This window comes from Streptomyces sp. NRRL S-378, from assembly GCF_000720645.1.
Taxonomy (GTDB): domain Bacteria; phylum Actinomycetota; class Actinomycetes; order Streptomycetales; family Streptomycetaceae; genus Streptomyces.
In genome coordinates this window covers 1-18,813 of the sequence record NZ_JOBX01000030.1, presented here as the reverse complement: position 1 = coordinate 18,813, position 18,813 = coordinate 1, and the positions used below count along the sequence as shown (strand labels likewise).

Here is an 18,813-nt window from a genome sequence, read left to right as displayed (position 1 = left end):
GGCGGGGGGCCGACGTACTGCACCATGTGCCGAATGAGTGAAGAGCTGCCCGCGTACGCGGAGCGCGTACTGGAGGCCGTCGAGAGTATTCCGCCCGGCCGGGTGATGACATACGGGGACGTCGCCGAATGGCTCGGCGAGGCAGGGCCGCGCCAGGTGGGGCGCGTCATGGCCCTGTACGGCGGAGCCGTGCCCTGGTGGCGCGTGGTGCGGGCCGACGGCATGCCGCTGCCCGGGCACGAGGCGCGGGCCCTGGAGCACTACCGGACGGAGGCGACGCCGCTGCGCCTGACGGCCGGCGGCGAGCCGCGCCTGGACATGCGCCGGGCACGCTGGGACGGGTCCTTCCGACAGGACGGCGGACCCGGCGGACCGGACGGCGGGCGCGACGAGGCTCACACCTGACAGCTTCGGCCATGCGGCGCCGGGGCGGGCGGTCGGAGGACGGCGCGAACGCCCGTCCGGGGTACCCGGGGGGACTGCGCGGCGCGCGCCGGTTGCCGTAGCGTTGCCTCTTCGGCTTCCGCGCGAGCCGTCACGGCAGCACCGCCCCACCACGCAGACCCACCAGGACCGGCACCTCACGTGATCACCTCTTCCTCCGGCCGCACCGAACGGCGGCGTACGCGGACCTCCTACGCGTACCGCCTCGTGCGCACCGGGCCGGAACGGGTGGATCCCCCTGTGCTGGACGCAGCGCAGCGTGCGGTGGTTGACCACCCGGGCGGACCACTGCTGGTCCTGGCCGGACCGGGCACCGGGAAGACGACCACGCTGGTCGAGGCCGTCGCCGCCCGGGTGGAAGCGGGTAGGGACCCCTCCCGGATCCTGATCCTCACCTTCAGCCGCAAGGCGGCGGTCGAGCTGCGCGACCGGGCCGCCCTGCGGCTCGGCGGCGCCCGCGCCCCGCAGGCCACCACCTTCCACTCCTTCTGTTACGGCCTGGTCCGGGCCCACCAGGACACCGACCTCTTCGCCGACCCGCTGCGGCTGCTGTCCGGCCCCGAGCAGGACGTGATGGTCCGCACCCTGCTGGAGGGCCAGCGCCGGATCCGCTCGATCCGCTGGCCGGACGACCTGCGGGCCGCGCTGACCACGCGCGGGTTCGCCGACGAGGTCCGGGCGGTCCTCGCCCGTGCCCGAGAGCTGGGTCTGGGCCCGACGGCCCTCGCCGACTTCGCGGAGCGCATCGGCCGCCCCGACTGGAAGGCGGCGGCGGCCTTCCTCTCCGAATACCTGGACGTCCTGGACATACAGGGCACGCTGGACTATGCGGAACTCCTGCACCGCGCGGTCCTCCTCGCGGAGCGCACGCCCTCGCTGGCGACGGCCTACGACGCGATCTTCGTGGACGAGTACCAGGACACGGACGCCTCGCAGCTGCGGCTGCTGCGTGCCCTGACCGGGCGCGGCGGCACGCTGGTCGCGTTCGGCGACCCGGACCAGTCGATCTACGCCTTCCGCGGCGCCGACATCAACAACGTGCTGGACTTCGAGTCCGCCTTCCCGGGCGCGCAGGTCAGGGCCCTGACGGTGGGCCGCCGCTCGCGGGCCGCCCTCCTGGAGGCGACCCGCCTCCTCACCACCCGGATGCCGCTGCCCCGCCTCCCTGCGGACGCGGTCCGCGCCCACCGCGCCCTGCGGGCCACGCGGGAGGGCGGCCGGGTGGAAGTCTTCACGTACCCGACGGCCGGGGCCGAGCTGGACAACATCGCCGACATCCTGCGCCGGGCCCACCTGGAGGACGGCGTGCCCTGGCAGGACATGGCCGTCCTGGTCCGCGCCGGCGGCCGCACCCTGCCGGCGATGCGCCGCGCCCTGATCGCGGCGGGAGTCCCGGTCGAGACGGACGGCACGGACACCCCCCTCCGCCACGAACCGGCGGTGGCCCCCCTCCTCACAGCCCTCCGCCTGACGGCCACCCACCCGCTGGCCCCCCCGGCCGAACCCGCGCAGGAACCCGGCCCTGCGGACGCCCCCGCGGCCGAGCCCGCCGCAGACGAGGCAGACCCGGGGCTGCCCGGCGGGCCCGAAGGGGCCGGTGGGGTTCCCGACGAGGTCGACACGGGTGCGCTTGCGGGAGCCGGGGCCGGGCCCGGAGGGTCCGCCGACCCCGCCGGAGGCGTCGAGGCGGCGCTCACCCTGCTCACCTCCCCCCTCGGCGGCATGGACACCGCCGACCTGCGGCGGCTCGGCCGCGCCCTGCGCGACGAGGAGCGCGCCGCAGGCGTCAGGGTGCCCGCACCCTCCGACGTCCTGCTCGCCCGCGCCCTCGCCGAGCCCGAGCGCCTCACCGCCCACGACCCGGCATACGCCCGCGGCGCGCAGCGCCTCGGCCTGCTCCTGCGCAAGGCCCGCGAGCTCCTCCAGGGCGGCGGCACCGCCGAAGAGGCCCTGTGGATCCTCTGGGACGGCACGCCCTGGCCCGACCGCCTGGAACGCCAGGCCCGCCGCGGCGGGCCGGCCGGCCGCAACGCCGACCGTGACCTCGACGCCGTCTGCGCCCTCTTCGACACCGCCGCCCGCGCCGAGGACCGTACCGGCGGCAGCGGCGCGCTCAACTTCCTCGAACAGCTGGAGGCGGAGGACATCGCCGCCGACACGTTGACGGCCCGCACCACCCGCCCCGACGCCGTCCGGCTGATGACCGCCCACCGATCCAAGGGCCTGGAGTGGTCCCTCGTCGTCGTCGCCGGCGTCCAGGAGGGCCTGTGGCCCGACCTCCGCCGCCGCGGCTCCCTCCTCGAGGCCGACCGCATCGGCCGCGACGGCCTCGCCGAACCCCTCACCCCCGGCGCCCTCCTCGCCGAGGAACGCCGCCTCTTCTACGTCGCCGCAACCCGCGCCCGCGACCGCCTCGTCGTCACCGCCGTCAAGGCCCCCGCCGAGGACGGCGACCAGCCCTCCCGCCTCCTCACCGAGCTCGGCGTCACCCCGAAGGACGTCACCGGCCGGCCCCGCCGCCCCCTCGCCGTCCCGGCGCTCGTCGCCGAGCTGCGCGCCACCACCGTCGACCCGGACGCCTCGCCCGCCCTGCGCGACGCGGCCGCCCGCCGCCTCGCCCGCCTCGCCGCGCTCACCGACGACGAGGACCGCCCCCTGGTCCCCGCCGCGCACCCGCAGCGCTGGTGGGGCCTGTACGAGCCCACCCGCAGCAGCGTCCCGCTGCGCGACCGGGACCGGCCCGTCACCCTCTCCGGCAGCGCCCTGGACCAGCTCGCCAACACCTGCTCCCTGCAGTGGTTCCTCGGCCGTGAGGTCAAGGCCGACGCCCCCTCCACCGCCGCCCAGGGCTTCGGCAACGTCGTCCACGTCCTCGCCGACGAGGTCGCCTCCGGCCGCACCCCCGCCGACCTGGCCGTCCTCATGGAACGCCTCGACTCGGTCTGGGACGCCCTCGCCTTCGACGCGCCCTGGAAGTCGGCCCAGGAGAAGGACAACGCCCGCGCCGCCCTCGAACGCTTCCTGCGCTGGCACACCACCGACCGCGGGGGCCGGGCGGCCGTGGCCACCGAGCACGAGTTCGACGTCACGCTCGAAGCCGGCGACGTCGCCGTCCGCGTCCGCGGCTCCATGGACCGGGTCGAGACCGACCCGCAGGGGCGCGCGTACGTCGTCGACTTCAAGACGGGGAAGTCCGCGCCCACCAAGGACGAGGTCGCCCGCCACCCCCAGCTCGCCGTGTACCAGCTCGCCGTCCGCGAGGGCGCCGTCGACGAGGTCTTCGACGGACTGCGCCCCGCCCCCGGCGGCGCGGAGCTCGTCCAGCTCCGCCAGGGCGCCGCGATCCGCGAGGGCGGCGACGCGGTGCCCAAGGTGCAGGCCCAGGAGCCGCTCGACGGGGAGTGGGTCGGCGACCTGCTCGCGACCGCCGCGGGCCGGGTCCTGGACGAGCGGTTCGTGCCCGCCGCGGGCCGCCACTGCGACCACTGCTCCTTCCGCAGCTCGTGCAGCGCCCGCCCGGAGGGCCGCCAGACGGTCGAGTGAGCCCGGCGGCCGCCTGAGCCCCGAGGTCGCCGCCCGAGCAGCCCCGAGGCTCCCTGAGCCCGGGGGCCGCGGGCGCTCGGCGGTCGGGGGTGTCGGTGGGGGCGGCTAGCCTTTTTACGTGTCCGCGCGTGCGTCCGTACTGACCGATCCCGAGCAGCTCAAAGAGCTCCTCGGGATCCCCTTCACGCCCGAACAGATGGCCTGCGTCACCGCCCCGGCCGCCCCGCAGGTCATCGTCGCCGGCGCCGGATCCGGCAAGACCACCGTCATGGCCGCCCGCGTGGTCTGGCTCGTCGGCACCGGTGCCGTCGCGCCCGAGCAGGTCCTCGGCCTCACCTTCACCAACAAGGCCGCCGGAGAGCTGTCCGAGCGCGTACGGGGCGCCCTGGCCCGGGCCGGCATCACCGACCCGGACCCCTCCCCGGCCGACGCCGCGGCGGCCGGCGGCGAGCCGCGCATCTCCACGTACCACGCCTTCGCCGGCCAGCTCCTCAAGGACCACGGCCTGCGCATCGGTCTGGAGCCGAGCTCCCGGCTCCTCGCCGACGCCACCCGGTTCCAGCTCGCCGCGAAGGTGCTGCGCGACGCCCCCGGCCCGTACCCCTCGCTCACCAAGTCCGTCCCCGACCTGGTCGGAGACCTCCTCGCGCTCGACGCCGAACTCTCCGAGCACCTGGTGGGCCCGGACGCCCTGCGCGCCCACGACACCGAGCTCCTGGACACCCTCGCCGGCACCAGGCTCACCAACGAGGACCTGCGCAAGGTCCCCGAGGCCGTGCGCGGCCGCCTCGAACTGCTGGAGCTCGTCGGCCGCTACCGGGCCGCCAAGCGCTCCCGCGACCTCTTCGACTTCAGCGACCAGATAGCCCTCTCCGCGCAGCTCGCCACCACCCGGCCCGAGGTGGGCGCGCTGCTGCGCGAGGAGTTCCGGGTGGTCCTGCTCGACGAATACCAGGACACCTCGGTCGCGCAGCGCCTGCTGCTGTCCGGCCTGTTCGGTGCGGGCACCGGCCACGCCGTGACCGCCGTCGGCGACCCCTGCCAGGCGATCTACGGCTGGCGCGGGGCCTCCGTGGCCAACCTCGACGACTTCCCCGCGCACTTCCCGCACGCCGACGGCACTCCCGCCACCCGGCTCTCCCTCAGCGAGAACCGGCGCAGCGGCGGCCGCCTCCTCGACCTGGCCAACGGGCTCGCCGCCCCGCTGCGGGACATGCACGAGGGCGTGGAGGCGCTGCGCCCCGCACCGGGGGCGGAGGGCGCGGGGCAGGTCCGCGTCGCCCTGCTGGAGACCCACGCCCAGGAGCTCGACTGGCTCGCCGACTCCGTCGCCCACCTGGTGCGCACGGGCACGGAGCCGCGCGAGATCGCCGTCCTGTGCCGGTCCGCCGGGGACTTCGCACAGATCCAGGCCGTGCTCGTGGACCGGGACGTCCCGGTGGAGGTCGTCGGCCTGTCCGGGCTGCTGCACCTGCCCGAGGTGGCCGACCTCGTGGCCGTCTGCGAGGTCCTCCAGGACCCGGGCGCCAACGCCTCCCTCGTCCGGCTCCTCATCGGCCCGCGCTGGCGGATCGGTGCGCGCGACCTGGCCCTGCTGGGCCGCCGGGCGCGGCTCCTGGTGGGCCGCTCGCCGGCCGGCACCGATCCCGACGAACGGCTGGCGGCGGCCGTGGAAGGCGTGGACCCGGCGGAGATCGTGTCCCTGGCGGACGCCCTGGAGACCTTCCTCGACGGCGGCGGACAGACCCCGGACGACCTCCCCTTCTCCGCCGAGGCCCGGGTCCGCTTCGCGCACCTCGCGCAGGAGCTCCGCGACCTGCGCCGGTCCCTCGCCGACCCGCTGATGGACGTCCTCCACCGGGTGCTGGCCACCACCGGCCTCGAGGTGGAACTGTCCGCCTCCCCGCACGCCCTGGCGGCCCGCCGGCGCGAGACCCTGTCGAACTTCATGGACGTCGCGGCCGGTTTCGCCGCGCTCGACGGGGAGGCCACGCTCCTGGCCTTCCTGGCGTTCCTGCGCACGGCCGCCCAGTACGAGAAGGGTCTCGACCACGCCCTGCCGGGCGGCGAGAACACGGTGAAGGTCCTCACCGCCCACAAGTCCAAGGGCCTGGAGTGGGACGTGGTGGTGGTCCCAGACCTGTGCGCGGGGTCCTTCCCCAAGGAGAAGGCGCCGGAGGCCTGGACCTCGTACGCGAAGGTCCTCCCGTACGCGCTGCGCGGCGACGCCCCCACCCTGCCGGCGGACCCCGCCTGGACCTCGGCCGGCCTGAAGTCCTTCAAGGCCGCCCTCAAGCACCACAAGTCCGTGGAGGAGCTCCGCCTCGGCTATGTGACCTTCACCCGTCCGCGGTCCCTGCTGCTGGCCTCGGGACACTGGTGGGGCCCGACCCAGAAGAAGCGCCGCGGCCCGTCGCAGTTCCTGCTGGCCCTCTACGAGTACTGCGCGGCCGGCTCCGGCGAGATCGAGGCCTGGGCGGACGAGCCCGAGCCGACCGCGGAGAACCCGGCCCTCGCGGGCGAGTCCGCGGCCGACCACTCCTGGCCGCTACCGCTCGACCCGCACTCCCTCAGCCTGCGCCGCGCGGCGGCCGCCCTGGTCGAGTCCTACCTGGCCGCCCCGCCGCCGGAGGAGGACGACGCCTACCTCTGGCCCCCGGACTGCGAGGACCCGTCCTACGACGCCGAGCCCTGGCCCCCGGACCCGGACGCCCCCTGGCCCACCGATCCGGACGGCCCCTCGGGTGACGCCGACCGGTCCACCGACCCGAGCCCCCACGTACCCCAGCCGCGCGGCTCACGGCCCGCCGCCCGCGCGGCAGCCCCGGCAGAGCCCTACGGCCCGCCGCAGGACCCGTGGGCCGACGAGGCCTGGGCGGCCGACCCGTCGGCGCAGCCCGGCGCCCACGGCGAGGACCCGCAGGGTGAGACGTACGCCGCCCCGCAGGACCCGTGGGCCGACGAGGCCTGGGCGGCCGACCCGTCGGCGCAGCCCGGCGCCCGAGGGGCCGACGCGGCGGCGGAGCCGCGCCCGGACGTGCGCACGCCGTACACCGCGGCCGGCCCGCAGGGTGAGCCCCGCTCGGCGGAGCCGCGGTTCCGGGCGGCCGACCTCGCCGGAGGTGCCCCGCTCACGCCCGAGGACGCCAGGGTGATCGCCTCCTGGGACCGGGACCTCGACGCCCTGGAGGGCGAGCTCCGCCGTGCCCGCGCGGCCGTCCGCGACGTGGCGCTGCCCCCCGCCCTCTCCGCCAGCCAGCTGCTCCGGCTCGCCGCCGACGAGGAGGGCTTCGTACGCGACCTCGCCCGCCCCATGCCCAAGCCCCCACAGCCCGCGGCGCGCCAGGGCACCCGCTTCCACGCCTGGGTCGAGTCCCGCTTCGACGAGCTCCCGCTCCCCTTCCTCGACGTCCTCGACCCCGTCGCCGACCTCCCCGGCGCCGACACCGGCTTCGGCACCGGCCACTACATCGCCGACGAGGCCGACCTCGAGGACCTCAAGGCCGCCTTCGAGCGCAGCCCGTACGCGGACCGCCCGCCCCACCGCATGGAGGCCCCGGTCCAGCTCACCCTCGCCGGCCGCGTCATCCGCGGCCGGATCGACGCCGTCTACCGGACCACCGACGAGGAAGGCGTCGACAGCTACGAGATCGTCGACTGGAAGACCGGCCGGACCACCGAGGCCGATCCGCTCCAGCTCGCCGTCTACCGTCTGGCCTGGTCCGAGGCCACGAACACCCCGCTCGACCGGGTCACCGCAGCCTTCCTGCACGTCCGCAGCGGCCGGGTGATCCGCCCCCGCAACCTCCCCGGAAGGGCCCGTCTTGAGCGGATCCTCCAAGGCGAATCGGGCCCCGGCGGTGACCACCAGGCGGACGGCTAGGCTCGGGGCATGAGCGACCCCCAGCCGGACAGCGTCGTCCGCACGTACATCGACACCCACCGCGCCGCGTTCCTCGACGACCTGGCCGAGTGGCTGCGCATCCCCTCCGTCTCGGCCCAGCCCGAGCACGCGGACGACGTGCGCCGCAGCGCCGAATGGCTCGCGGCGAAGCTCAAGGAGACCGGGTTCCCGGTCTCCGAGGTCTGGGAGACCGACGGCGCCCCCGCCGTCTACGCGCACTGGCCGAGCGAGGACCCGGACGCCCCGACCGTCCTCGTGTACGGCCACCACGACGTGCAGCCCGCCGCCGTTGCCGACGGCTGGCACACCGACCCCTTCGAGCCGGTGGTCCAGGACGGCCGCATGTACGCGCGCGGCGCCGCCGACGACAAGGGCCAGGTGTTCTTCCACACCCTGGGCGTACGGGCGCACCTGGCGGCCACCGGCGCCGCCGCCCCCGCCGTGCACCTCAAGCTGATCGTGGAGGGCGAGGAGGAGTCCGGCTCCGCCCACTTCCGCGAGCTCGTCGAGACCCGCGCCGCCGAACTCGCCGCCGACGTCGTGATCGTCTCCGACACCGGCATGTGGTCCGAGACCACCCCCACCGTCTGCACCGGCATGCGCGGCGTCGCCGACTGCGAGATCGACCTGCACGGTCCCGACCAGGACATCCACTCCGGCGCGTTCGGCGGGGCCGTGCCCAACCCGGCCACCGCCGCCGCCCGCCTGGTCGCCGCCCTGCACGACGCCGACGGCCGGGTGACCGTCCCCGGCTTCTACGACGGCATCGCCGAGCTCACCGACGCGGAGCGCGCGCTCATCGCGGAGCTGCCCTTCGACGAGTCCGAGTGGCTGCGCACGGCCAAGTCCCACGCGGCCGCCGGCGAAGCCGGGTACTCCACCCTGGAGCGCGTCTGGGCCCGCCCGACGGCCGAGGTCAACGGCATCGGCGGCGGCTACCAGGGCCCCGGCGGGAAGACCATCGTCCCGTCCTCCGCCCACGTGAAGCTGTCGTTCCGGCTGGTGTCCGGGCAGGACCCCTACGAGGTCGAGGCCGCCGTCAAGGACTGGGTCGCCGCCCGGATCCCGGACGGGATCCGCCACTCCATCACCTTCGGCACGCCGACCCGCCCGTGCCTGACCCCGCTGGACCACCCGGCCCTGCAGTCCGTCGTACGGTCCATGGGCCGGGCCTTCGGCCAGAAGATCCGCTTCACCCGTGAGGGCGGCTCCGGGCCCGCGGCCGACCTCCAGGACGTCCTGGACGCGCCCGTCCTCTTCCTCGGCATCTCGGTACCGTCCGACGGCTGGCACGCGCCGAACGAGAAGGTGGAGCTGGACCTGCTGCTCAAGGGCGTCGAGACGGCCGCCTACCTCTGGGGGGACCTGGCCGCCGCCCACCGCACGCCCCGCACACCCGCCTGAGCCGGCGCACACACCTGTCGTACCGAGCCTGCCTGTCCCACCACCGGGGGAGATGGAAGTACCAGTGAGCACCCATACCGAGCGACCTCTCTCGCTCACCGCGCCCAGCGGCATCGACCGTGCCGCGCACCACCGCCTCGACGAGGCTTGGCTCGCCGCCGCCTGGAGCCACCCGACGACCCGGGTCTTCGTCGTCTCCGGTGGCCAGGTCCTGATCGACGACACCCCCGACGGCGGCACCGGCATCGTCATGACCCCGGCCTTCGAAGCCCCGGTCACCGAGACCCACCGCTACTTCCTGGGCACCGACGAGGACGGCGTACGGTACTTCGCGCTGCAGAAGGACGCCCTGCCCGGCCGCATGGACCAGTCGGCCCGCCCGGCCGGGCTGCGCGAGGCCGGGCTGCTGCTGAACGACCGCGACGCCGGGCTGATGGTCAACGCCGTGGCGCTGGAGAACTGGCAGCGGATGCACCGCTTCTGCTCCCGCTGCGGAGAGCGCACGGTGGTCGCGGCCGCCGGCCACATCCGGCGCTGCCCAGGCTGCGGCGCCGAGCACTACCCGCGCACCGACCCGGCCGTGATCATGCTGGTCACCGACGAGCACGACCGTGCGCTGCTGGGCCGCCAGGTGCACTGGCCGGAGGGCCGCTTCTCGACCCTCGCCGGGTTCGTGGAGCCGGGCGAGTCGATAGAGCAGTCCGTCGTCCGCGAGGTGTGGGAGGAGGCCGGCGTCAGGGTCGGGCGGGTCGAGTACGTGGCCAGCCAGCCGTGGCCGTTCCCGTACAGCCTGATGCTGGGCTTCAACGCCCGCGCCACCAGCTCCGAGATCACCGTGGACGGCGAGGAGATCCAGGAGGCCCGCTGGTTCTCCCGCGACGAGCTGCGCGCGGCGTTCGAGTCGGGCGAGGTGCTGCCCCCGTCGGGCATCTCCATCGCGGCGCGGCTGGTCGAGCTCTGGTACGGCGAGCCGCTGCCGAAGGCCGCGGCGTAACGTTCGTCACTCCGCGGACGCGGAAGGCCCCCGCCCGAGAGGGACGGGGGCCTTTCCGCGGACGGGGAGCCCGCTCAGACGGCGAGCGCCTGCTTGACCTGGGCCAGGCTCGGGTTCGTCATGACGGACTCGTTGCCGGCGGCGGACTTCACGAGCACGGTGGGCACCGTCTGGTTCCCGCCGTTGGCCTTCTCGACGAACGCCGCGGACTCCGGGTCGAGCTCGATGTTGATCTCGTTGTACGCGATGCCTTCCCGGTCCAGCTGGGTCTTCAGCCGACGGCAGTAGCCGCACCAGGTCGTGCTGTACATCGTGACGGTGCCCGTGTCCTGCATGCTGCGCTCTCCTTCGTGAAGGCTCGGTGGTCCGAGTACTCGAACGTACGCGACCGCACGGCCATTCCCGTACGTGCGCATCCGCACCGCCGGTGTGACCGATATGACGAATCCGCACCGCCTGTGGACGGCCGTCCCGCCCGGCGCACACGACCTGGCAGCATGTTGGAGTGACAGCAGCAACGCACTCCTCCTCCTTCTCCGCCGCCGCAGACTCGGCCGACGCGGTGCTCCTGGGCCTCGACCCGGAGCAGCGCGAGGTCGCGACGACCCTGCGCGGACCGGTGTGCGTGCTGGCCGGCGCCGGTACGGGCAAGACGCGGGCGATCACCCACCGCATCGCCTACGGCGTCCGGTCCGGGCAGCTCATGCCGGCCAGCGTGCTCGCCGTCACCTTCACCAACCGGGCCGCCGGCGAGATGCGCGGCCGCCTGCGCGCGCTCGGCGCGGAAGGGGTCCAGGCCCGGACCTTCCACTCCGCCGCCCTGCGCCAGCTCCATTACTTCTGGCCCAGGGCCGTCGGCGGGGAGGTGCCCCGGCTGCTGGAACGCAAGATCCAGTTCGTCGCGGAGGCCGGCGCGCGCTGCCGCATCCGTCTCGACCGCGGGGAGCTGCGCGACGTCACCGGCGAGATCGAGTGGGCCAAGGTCACCCAGACGGTGCCCGCCGACTATCCGGCGGCCGCCCTCAAGGCGGGCCGCGAGGCCCCGCGGGACAGGGCCGAGATCGCCCAGATCTACGGGGCGTACGAGCACCTCAAGCGCGACCGCGGAATGATCGACTTCGAGGACGTGCTGCTCCTGACGGTCGGCATCCTCCAGGACCGCCACGACATCGCCGAGCAGATCCGCGCCCAGTACCAGCACTTCGTCGTCGACGAGTACCAGGACGTCAGCCCGCTCCAGCAGCGGCTGCTCGACCTGTGGCTCGGTGAGCGCGACAGCCTCTGCGTCGTCGGCGACGCCAGCCAGACCATCTACTCCTTCACCGGCGCCACCCCCGACCACCTGCTGAACTTCCGCACGCGCTACCCGCAGGCCAGTGTGGTCAAGCTGGTCCGCGACTACCGCTCCACGCCCCAGGTGGTGCACCTCGCCAACGGGCTCCTGAGCCAGGCCAAGGGGCGGGCCGCCGAGCACCGCCTCGAGCTCGTCTCCCAGCGCGAGGGCGGCCCCGACCCGGTCTACGCCGAGTACGCGGACGAGCCCGCCGAGGCCGAGGGCGTCGCCCGCCGGATCCGCGACCTGATCGCCGCGGGCGTCCCCGCCGGTGAGATCGCCGTGCTCTTCCGCATCAACGCCCAGTCCGAGGTCTACGAGCAGGCCCTCGCCGACGCCGGGGTTCCGTACCAGCTCCGAGGGGCCGAGCGGTTCTTCGAGCGCCAGGAGGTCCAGAAGGCCATCCTCGCGCTGCGCGGAGCGGCACGTTCCGGCGGGAACGACCCGCTGCTCGAGGACCTCGTCGGCCTGGGCTCCCAGGTCCGGGCGGTGCTCAGCTCCACCGGCTGGACCAGCGAGCCGCCCGCCGGCTCCGGCGCCGTGCGCGACCAGTGGGAATCGGTGGCCGCGCTCGTCCGGCTCGCCGAGGACTTCGCCCGCAGCCGGCCGGGGACCACCCTGGCGGACCTCGTGGTCGAGCTGGACGAGCGCAGGGTCGCCCAGCACGCCCCGACCGTCCAGGGCGTCACCCTGGCCTCGCTGCACGCGGCGAAGGGCCTGGAGTGGGACGCCGTCTTCCTCGTCGGCCTCACCGACGGCATGCTGCCGATCACCTACGCCAAGACCGACGACCAGGTCGAGGAGGAACGGCGGCTGCTCTACGTCGGCGTCACCCGGGCCCGGCTGCACCTGACCCTCTCCTGGGCGCTCTCCCGCGCCCCCGGGGGAAGGGCCTCCCGAAGCCCCAGCCGCTTCCTGAACGGCCTGCGGCCGGGCTCCGTCGCCCCGGGCCGGCCCGGCCCCGCGGGCGAGCGGGTGGCACGGCCGCGGAGCCGCCGCGGCCCGGCGCTGTGCCGGGTCTGCGGCAGGACGCTGACCGAGGCCGGCGAGCTGAAGCTGATGCGCTGCGAGGACTGTCCGTCCGACATGGACGCGGGTCTGTACGAGCGGCTGCTGGAGTGGCGTGCCGCACAGGCGGAGCAGCAGGGCCTGCCCGACTACTGCGTCTTCACGGAGAAGACCTTGACGGCGATCGCGGAGGCCTCGCCGTCCGAGGCCGGGGAGCTCTCGATGATCTCCGGGGTGGGCCGTCGTAAGCTTGACCGGTACGGAGCCGATGTCCTGGCCATCTGTGCAGGTCAGGAGCCTGGGGGCAAGGATCCTGACGACGCGTAGAAAATCGTCGGAAAAATAGTTTGCACATGCCCAGCGAAGACCCATAGGTTCTTAGCAACGGAAACGGTGGCTTCTCCGAAGCCCTGGTTCCGTGCTGTACTTATCCGAATACGCATGGGACAGGCCCTCGGGCCGGGTCCCCGAGACGCCGAGAGGAGGCGAGACCAGTGACCAGCTTCATGACCTTCACCGCAATGACCGATCGCTCGGTCGATGCTTCCTGCCTGCTCGGTTCCGTCTCCGCTCTGGGTTCCGGTGCGTCCGCGATTTCCGCCGGCCGTCCCGCCGCCCTTCTCGCGACCCTTGCGGTCAGCGAGCGCAATGAGCGACCGACCCAGGCACCGGTGGCAGTACTGGCAGCAGAAGCACAGGCGCACGGCGCCTATGGATTTGCCGCCGCGGCCGGTGCCGGATCCCTGAAGAAGCAGACGAAGCAGCAGCACCACCTGATGTGGGCCTTCCGTGGGCTCGAACCCTGGAGTGATCCAGCCTGATCGCATGATCAGGCCGGCGCCTTCAGGGCCGCGGAACCCCACCCGGGATCCGCGGCCCTTCTGTTTGTCCCCGACCGGGGGCTACGGCAGAGAAGGGGCCTCGGGACTGGCAGAACCAGGTACCAGCCGAACCCGGCCGACCGGCCGGAACGACTAGCCGAACAAGACGAGGAAGAAACCACCGTGCAACTCGAAGCGCACGCCCCGTCCGTACCGCAGACCCACACGATCTCCCCGCCCGCAGTCCCGGAGGACCACACCTTGACCCCGCTCACCGCGCTGACCGCGCTCGACGACGCCATCGAGAACCTCGGCGTCCCGGTTCCCTGCCGCACCTTCGACCCCGAGGTCTTCTTCGCCGAGTCCCCGGCCGACGTCGAGTACGCCAAGTCCCTCTGCCGGACCTGCCCGCTGGTCGAGGCCTGCCTCGCCGGAGCGGTCGAGCGCCGCGAGCCCTGGGGTGTCTGGGGTGGCGAGCTCTTCGTCCAGGGTGTCGTCGTAGCCCGCAAGCGGCCCCGTGGCCGTCCGCGCAAGAACCCGGTTGTCTCGGCATGACCGCCACCGGAACCATCGACCGCCCCCTGACGCACGACCCCCTGAAGCAGGCCCTCATGACCGCCCACACCACGAGCGAGCAGCCGCACGGCGCCGCCCACGCAGACTTCATCACCGCCGGCGCGATCACCTCGCGTCAGAACAGGACCCGCGAAATGCAACTCATTCCAGAAGCCCTGGCTCGCGCCCATATGAACGACCGCATGCGAGAGGCTGACGCCGAGCGTCACGCCATCCGCCTGGTCGCCGCCCGCCGCATGCAGCGGCGAGCCGAGCGCGTCTCGCTGCGCGCCCGGCGCGCACTGGCCATGGCCGTCATGCACTAAGAGCTGGAAGCAGCCTCCCGGGGGACCGGTCCGTTCGGACCGGTCCCCCGGTGCGTTGCGCGGGCCCGTCCACCCCGGTGGCGGTACCGTCTGGAGGTGGACCAGCCGACTCCCCAGCCCGACCCGTCGGGATCCGAGGCCCAGCCCGTCGTCGTCTGCGCGCGCTGCGGCACACAGTCCCCCGGCGGAGCCCCGCCCACCTGGACCTGTTCGGTGGAGAACGGGACCAGAGAGTACTTCTGCGTCGAATGCGCCCGCGCGAACCTCCGGGCGATCGAAGGCAGGCTCGACTCCTCCTGGTGGTGACGGCCGGGGGTGACGGCCCGAGCCGTCACTCGGCCGAAGCGAATCCGGGCAGCCAGGTGTCCAGTTCGTCGCGCAGCCGCACCGTCGCGCCCAGCTGGCACAGCACTCCGATGGTGCTCAGCGTCACCCGGTGGATCAGCAGGTACGAGGGCGGCAGGTTGATCTGCCGGCCCAACTGGTGCGCGGGGGAGCGGGGATCGGCGATCCGTGCCGCCTGGCCGCGCAGCCACGGCCGGGTGAAGGTGAACTCCTCGGCCTCGGCGGGCTCGATGATCGGCTTCAGATAGTCCAGCACGGCGTCCGGGTCCAGCTCGACGGACTCCCTCACGAACCCCTCGGCGCACAGGTGGCCGTAGACCCCTTCGGCGTCGCCGTCCAGCGTCATCCGCAGGGACCGGCCGATGGGCCTGGGCCAGCCCCCGGGCAGCCGGTCGACCGTGCCGAAGTCCAGTACGCCCAGCTGCATCCGGCCGTCCGCCCCCGGTATCAGCCGGAAGTTGCCCGGGTGCGGGTCCGCGTGCAGCAGGCCCGTCCGTGCGGGACCGGAGAAGAGGAACCGGGCCAGCAACTGCCCGGCGCGGTCGCGTTCCTCCTCGGTGCCGTCGGCGATCACCTCCGACAGCGGGGTCCCGTCCAGCCACTCGGTCACCAGCACCTGGTCGCCCTGGTGCACCACGTCCGGGACGATCACGTCCGGGTCGTCCACGAAGGCGTCCGCGTGGGTCCGCTGGGCCTCGGCCTCCAGCTCGTAGTCGAGCTCCTCCGACACCCGGTCGCGCAACTCCTTGATCAGCGGCTTGAGCTCCATACCGGGAACCAGCGGGCCCAGCAGCCCCGCGAACCGGCCCAGTTGCTTCAGGTCCGACAGCAACGCCTCACCGGCCCCCGGGTACTGGACCTTGACCGCCACCTGCCGGCCGTCGTGCCACACCGCCCGGTGCACCTGCCCGATCGAGGCCGCCGCGGCCGGCTTGTCCTCGAACTCCTCGAACAGGTCCCGCCAGTCGGCCCCCAGACGCTCCGCCAGCACCTGGTGCACCGTCGCCGCGGGCAGCGGCGGGGCCGCCTCCTGGAGCTTGGTCAGCGCCGCCCGGTAGGGCCCCGCGACCTCCTCGGGCAGAGCCGACTCGAAGACCGACAGGGCCTGCCCGAACTTCATGGCACCGCCCTTCAGTTCGCCGAGGGTGCGGAACAACTGCTCGGCGGTGCGCTGCTGGAGCTCGCGGGCCACGATCTCCGCGGACTTGCCGCCGATCCGCTTGCCCAGCCCCCAGGTGACCCGGCCCGCGATGCCGAGTGGCAGCGCGGCCAGCTTGACGGTACGGGTGACCGCCTTCCGGGGAAGATCAGACATGAGCCCCTCCATTTCCCAGACAGCTGCGCCGCATGCGGCGGTTCGGCTGAAACCCTCGGTCCCGAAGCATCCTGTCACGGCCCTCCCGGCGGCTTGCGGCCCGATCCGCTCCCCGGGGCCCGTCCCGCCGCCCCGAGCAGTTCCGCGGGCTCCGAAGCCGCCCCGCAGGGGCAGTCGGGGTGGGGGCGGACCGGAGCCGGCCGCCAGTGCAGGGTGGGCAGAGCCGCCTCCCAGCGTGAGCCCGTGGAGGCCGGCAGCTGCCCGTCGAGGAAGGCGAGCGCGTGGGCCGCGGCCAGCCCGGCCACCGCCGTGGACAGCCCCAGGTCGCAGGCGGCGCTCCCGCGGCGGCGGTGGGACGAGCGCCACTGCACGAGCATCCTCGGCCAGGCGGGGTCCCGGTCCACGCGGTCGCGCTCCATGCACCCGGCGCACGCCGTCGTCCCCGGCAGCACCAGCGGCCCCACCAGACCCGTCCCTTCCAACACCCCTGCGTACAGGTGCGGAATGCCCGAGGCGACCCAGTCGGCGGCGGTGTCCGGATCCGGGGCCCACGCGTGCAGCCCGTCCCGCGGCGCGACCACCACCAGGGACAGTCCGGGCTCCGGCCCCTCCTCCTCCCCGGCCCGCGGGCCGGACCCCGGGGCCGCGGAGCGGACCGCTCCCGCCGCGGCCTCGGCCCGCATCCGGCCCACGCTCCCCGGGTCCAGTCCGCCCGGCGCCACATCGGCCGGCTCCACCCGGCCACCGTCGAGCACCTCGACCCGCCCCACGCCCGCTCCCGCCAGCACCGTAGCGATCACGGCGCCCACCCGCCCGCTCCCGCGCACCCGGACCCGTATCGCCCGGCGCGCCGCGACCCCCCGCAGGTCCCCACCGGGCTCCCGGTGGACCAGCGAGAGCGATCCCATGTCCGGGCCCAGCCGCTCCAGGGTCTGCGGATGCCGGCGCAGGGCCTGCGCCCGCGGGCCGCCCGCCGTCGCGTCGTCGAGCAGCCCGGCCCCCGCCAGCCGTCGGACGAGGGCGTCGGCCAGGCCGTCCGGCAGTCCCATCCGCGTGGCCTCCGTTCGCAGCAGCTCCATCCCGCGGGTCCCGTCCATCCGGTCGACGAGCGCGCCCGTCGCCGTGTCCACGGGCCCGAGCACCACCGCGTGCGCCGGCGTCACCCCGAACTGCACCGTCTGCAGATCCCGCCATGCCCGCGCCAGCGCCGGCTTCACCCTCGGAAACATGTCCGACCCCCCTCGATATCCGTGCGGACCCGCGCCGCATTTCCCGCTCCCCGGCAACACTGCCCCCCCGCCGGAATCCGTGCAGGAATTTGTCCACAGGCAGGAGGTATTCGGCATATGAGATGAAGAGGAATGCCGCTTCGGGCGCGGGCTGCGAACCGCCCGTGTTCGAACACCGGACGAGCGGGACTTCCGCCGCCGACACCGGGTACCGTCGTGGCGTGTCCGCCGACCCACCGCCGCGCGCCGTCGAAGTCCGCCGGAGCGCGCGCCGCCGCAGGACCGTATCCGCCTACCGCGAGGGTGACCGTACGGTCGTCCTCATCCCTGCCCGGATGTCCGAGGCCGAGGAGCGGCGCTGGGTGGGCGTCATGCTCGACAAGCTGGCCGCCCAGGAGAGCAAACGCACCCTCGGGGACGCGGAACTCACCGAACGCGCCGAGCGTTTGTCCGAGCAGTACTTCGACGGCCGCGCCCGCCCCCGCTCGGTCCGCTGGGTCACCAACCAGAACACCCGCTGGGGCTCCTGCACCCCGGCCGAAGGCAGCATCCGGCTCTCGCACCGCCTCCAGGGCATGCCCGAGTACGTCGTCGACTACGTGCTCCTGCACGAGCTGGCCCACCTCCTCGTGCCCGGACACGGCCCCCGTTTCTGGGAGCTGCTGGAGGCGTACCCGCGCACCGAGCGGGCCCGGGGGTACCTCGAGGGCGTCGTCGCGGCCGAGCGCCTGCCGAAGGTGCCCGCCGCCCGCGAGGAATGACACAGGCGGCCCGGTCGGCCCGGCTTCCGGACCGCCCCGGACCGGCCGCCGTGTCACACAGCGTGATGTGTACCGGGTTGGTACCGGCTTGGCCGGATGTCGGCAGATGCCGTTAGCCTGAGCGGCACGAATGCTCAGTCGGGATGGGGGACGTCGTTACGCATGGCAAGGGAATTCCAACGCGGCCACAAGGCCAAGGTCAGTGATCTCACAGCGGGCACCGATCTGTACGTAGGCGTCCAGATCGCCGGGCCCGGACTCACCTTCGACATCAGCTGTTTCGGCCTGGACGCCAACGAGCAGCTCTCGGACGACCGTTACTTCGTCTTCTTCAATCAGCCGAAGTCGCCCGAGGAGTCCATTCAGCTGCTGGGCGCGCAGTCCGGTGACACGGAATCCTTCCGGGTGACCCTGGACCGGGTCCCGGCGTCCATCCACAAGCTGTCCTTCACCGCCACGATCGACGGTGCCGGACAGATGTCGCAGATCGGCCCGGGCTACATCCGGATCGTCGCCGGCGGCGAAGAGGTCGTCCGGTACGCGTTCACCGGTGCGGAGTTCAGCACCGAGCGCGCCGTGATGCTCGGCGACTTCTACCTGAAGGACGTGTGGCGCTTCGCCGCGGTCGGCCAGGGCTTCGACGGCGGGCTGGAAGCCCTGCTGAAGAACTTCGGCGGCGAGGTCGCGGAGGAGCAGGAGCAGCCGCAGCAGCAGGCCCCGGCGGCCGGCGCCCCCGGCTTCGCCCCGCCGCCGCAGGCGGCCGCCCCGGCTCCGGCCCCGTCCTTCGGCGCCCCCGCCCCGGCTCCGGCCCCGCAGACCCCGGCGCCCGCC

15 protein-coding genes are annotated in these 18,813 nt (G+C 73.9%); 12 read left to right on the top strand and 3 right to left on the bottom strand.

What is annotated here, in order from left to right:
* Positions 1-24 precede the first annotated feature (24 nt).
* From IH80_RS39565 to nudC, 5 genes are all read left to right on the top strand, one after another.
* Positions 25-405: an MGMT family protein gene (locus IH80_RS39565; protein ID WP_234432330.1), complete on the top strand. Its 381-nt coding sequence runs from the start codon at positions 25-27 to the stop codon at positions 403-405.
* A gap of 246 nt (positions 406-651) precedes the next feature.
* Complete coding sequence (locus IH80_RS0121210) at positions 652-3,987, top strand: ATP-dependent helicase (protein ID WP_420708822.1); 3,336 nt, start codon at positions 652-654, stop codon at positions 3,985-3,987.
* A 118-nt stretch (positions 3,988-4,105) separates the two neighbouring features.
* The gene (locus IH80_RS0121205; protein ID WP_030962500.1) at positions 4,106-7,870 is read left to right on the top strand and encodes a UvrD-helicase domain-containing protein; all 3,765 of its coding nucleotides are present in this window, start codon (positions 4,106-4,108) and stop codon (positions 7,868-7,870) included.
* Between the two features lie 9 nt (positions 7,871-7,879).
* The gene (locus IH80_RS0121200) at positions 7,880-9,295 is read left to right on the top strand and encodes a dipeptidase (RefSeq protein ID WP_030962499.1); all 1,416 of its coding nucleotides are present in this window, start codon (positions 7,880-7,882) and stop codon (positions 9,293-9,295) included.
* Positions 9,296-9,347: 52 nt separating this feature from the next.
* The gene (gene nudC / locus IH80_RS0121195; protein WP_030962498.1) at positions 9,348-10,289 is read left to right on the top strand and encodes an NAD(+) diphosphatase; all 942 of its coding nucleotides are present in this window, start codon (positions 9,348-9,350) and stop codon (positions 10,287-10,289) included.
* Positions 10,290-10,363: 74 nt separating this feature from the next.
* On the opposite strand, the gene IH80_RS0121190 is transcribed toward nudC, so the two are convergent.
* A complete protein-coding gene (locus IH80_RS0121190; RefSeq protein ID WP_030772737.1) occupies positions 10,364-10,624 on the bottom strand; it encodes a mycoredoxin in 261 nt (86 codons plus the stop codon).
* A 170-nt stretch (positions 10,625-10,794) separates the two neighbouring features.
* On the opposite strand from IH80_RS0121190, the gene IH80_RS0121185 reads away from it, so the two are divergent.
* The 5 genes from IH80_RS0121185 to IH80_RS0121170 all read left to right on the top strand — a co-directional run bounded on the left by IH80_RS0121185 (position 10,795) and on the right by IH80_RS0121170 (position 14,638).
* On the top strand, positions 10,795-12,957 hold the full coding sequence (locus tag IH80_RS0121185) for an ATP-dependent DNA helicase UvrD2 (RefSeq protein WP_234432329.1): 2,163 nt from the start codon (positions 10,795-10,797) through the stop codon (positions 12,955-12,957).
* Positions 12,958-13,124: 167 nt separating this feature from the next.
* Positions 13,125-13,451, top strand: a complete 327-nt coding sequence (locus IH80_RS42535) for a hypothetical protein (RefSeq protein ID WP_107056870.1) — start codon at positions 13,125-13,127, stop codon at positions 13,449-13,451.
* A gap of 183 nt (positions 13,452-13,634) precedes the next feature.
* Positions 13,635-14,006, top strand: a complete 372-nt coding sequence (locus IH80_RS0121180) for a WhiB family transcriptional regulator (protein ID WP_030962495.1) — start codon at positions 13,635-13,637, stop codon at positions 14,004-14,006.
* Positions 14,003-14,332, top strand: a complete 330-nt coding sequence (locus IH80_RS0121175) for a hypothetical protein (RefSeq protein WP_030962493.1) — start codon at positions 14,003-14,005, stop codon at positions 14,330-14,332. Before IH80_RS0121180 ends, IH80_RS0121175 begins: the two co-directional genes overlap by 4 nt.
* A gap of 96 nt (positions 14,333-14,428) precedes the next feature.
* Positions 14,429-14,638, top strand: coding sequence for a hypothetical protein (locus IH80_RS0121170; protein WP_030962492.1), 210 nt, complete (start codon positions 14,429-14,431; stop codon positions 14,636-14,638).
* Positions 14,639-14,663: 25 nt separating this feature from the next.
* Here the strand turns inward: IH80_RS0121170 and IH80_RS0121165 are convergent, their stop codons facing one another.
* A complete protein-coding gene (locus tag IH80_RS0121165; protein ID WP_030962491.1) occupies positions 14,664-15,992 on the bottom strand; it encodes an ABC1 kinase family protein in 1,329 nt (442 codons plus the stop codon).
* Positions 15,993-16,066: 74 nt separating this feature from the next.
* Positions 16,067-17,221, bottom strand: coding sequence for a TOMM precursor leader peptide-binding protein (locus IH80_RS0121160; protein ID WP_030962489.1), 1,155 nt, complete (start codon positions 17,219-17,221; stop codon positions 16,067-16,069).
* 122 nt (positions 17,222-17,343) lie between these two features.
* On the opposite strand from IH80_RS0121160, the gene IH80_RS0121155 reads away from it, so the two are divergent.
* Both IH80_RS0121155 and IH80_RS0121150 read left to right on the top strand, forming a co-directional pair.
* Positions 17,344-17,982, top strand: coding sequence for a M48 family metallopeptidase (locus IH80_RS0121155; protein ID WP_030962488.1), 639 nt, complete (start codon positions 17,344-17,346; stop codon positions 17,980-17,982).
* A 162-nt stretch (positions 17,983-18,144) separates the two neighbouring features.
* Positions 18,145-18,813: TerD family protein (locus IH80_RS0121150; protein WP_030962487.1), on the top strand; the 669-nt coding region annotated here is incomplete at its 3' end.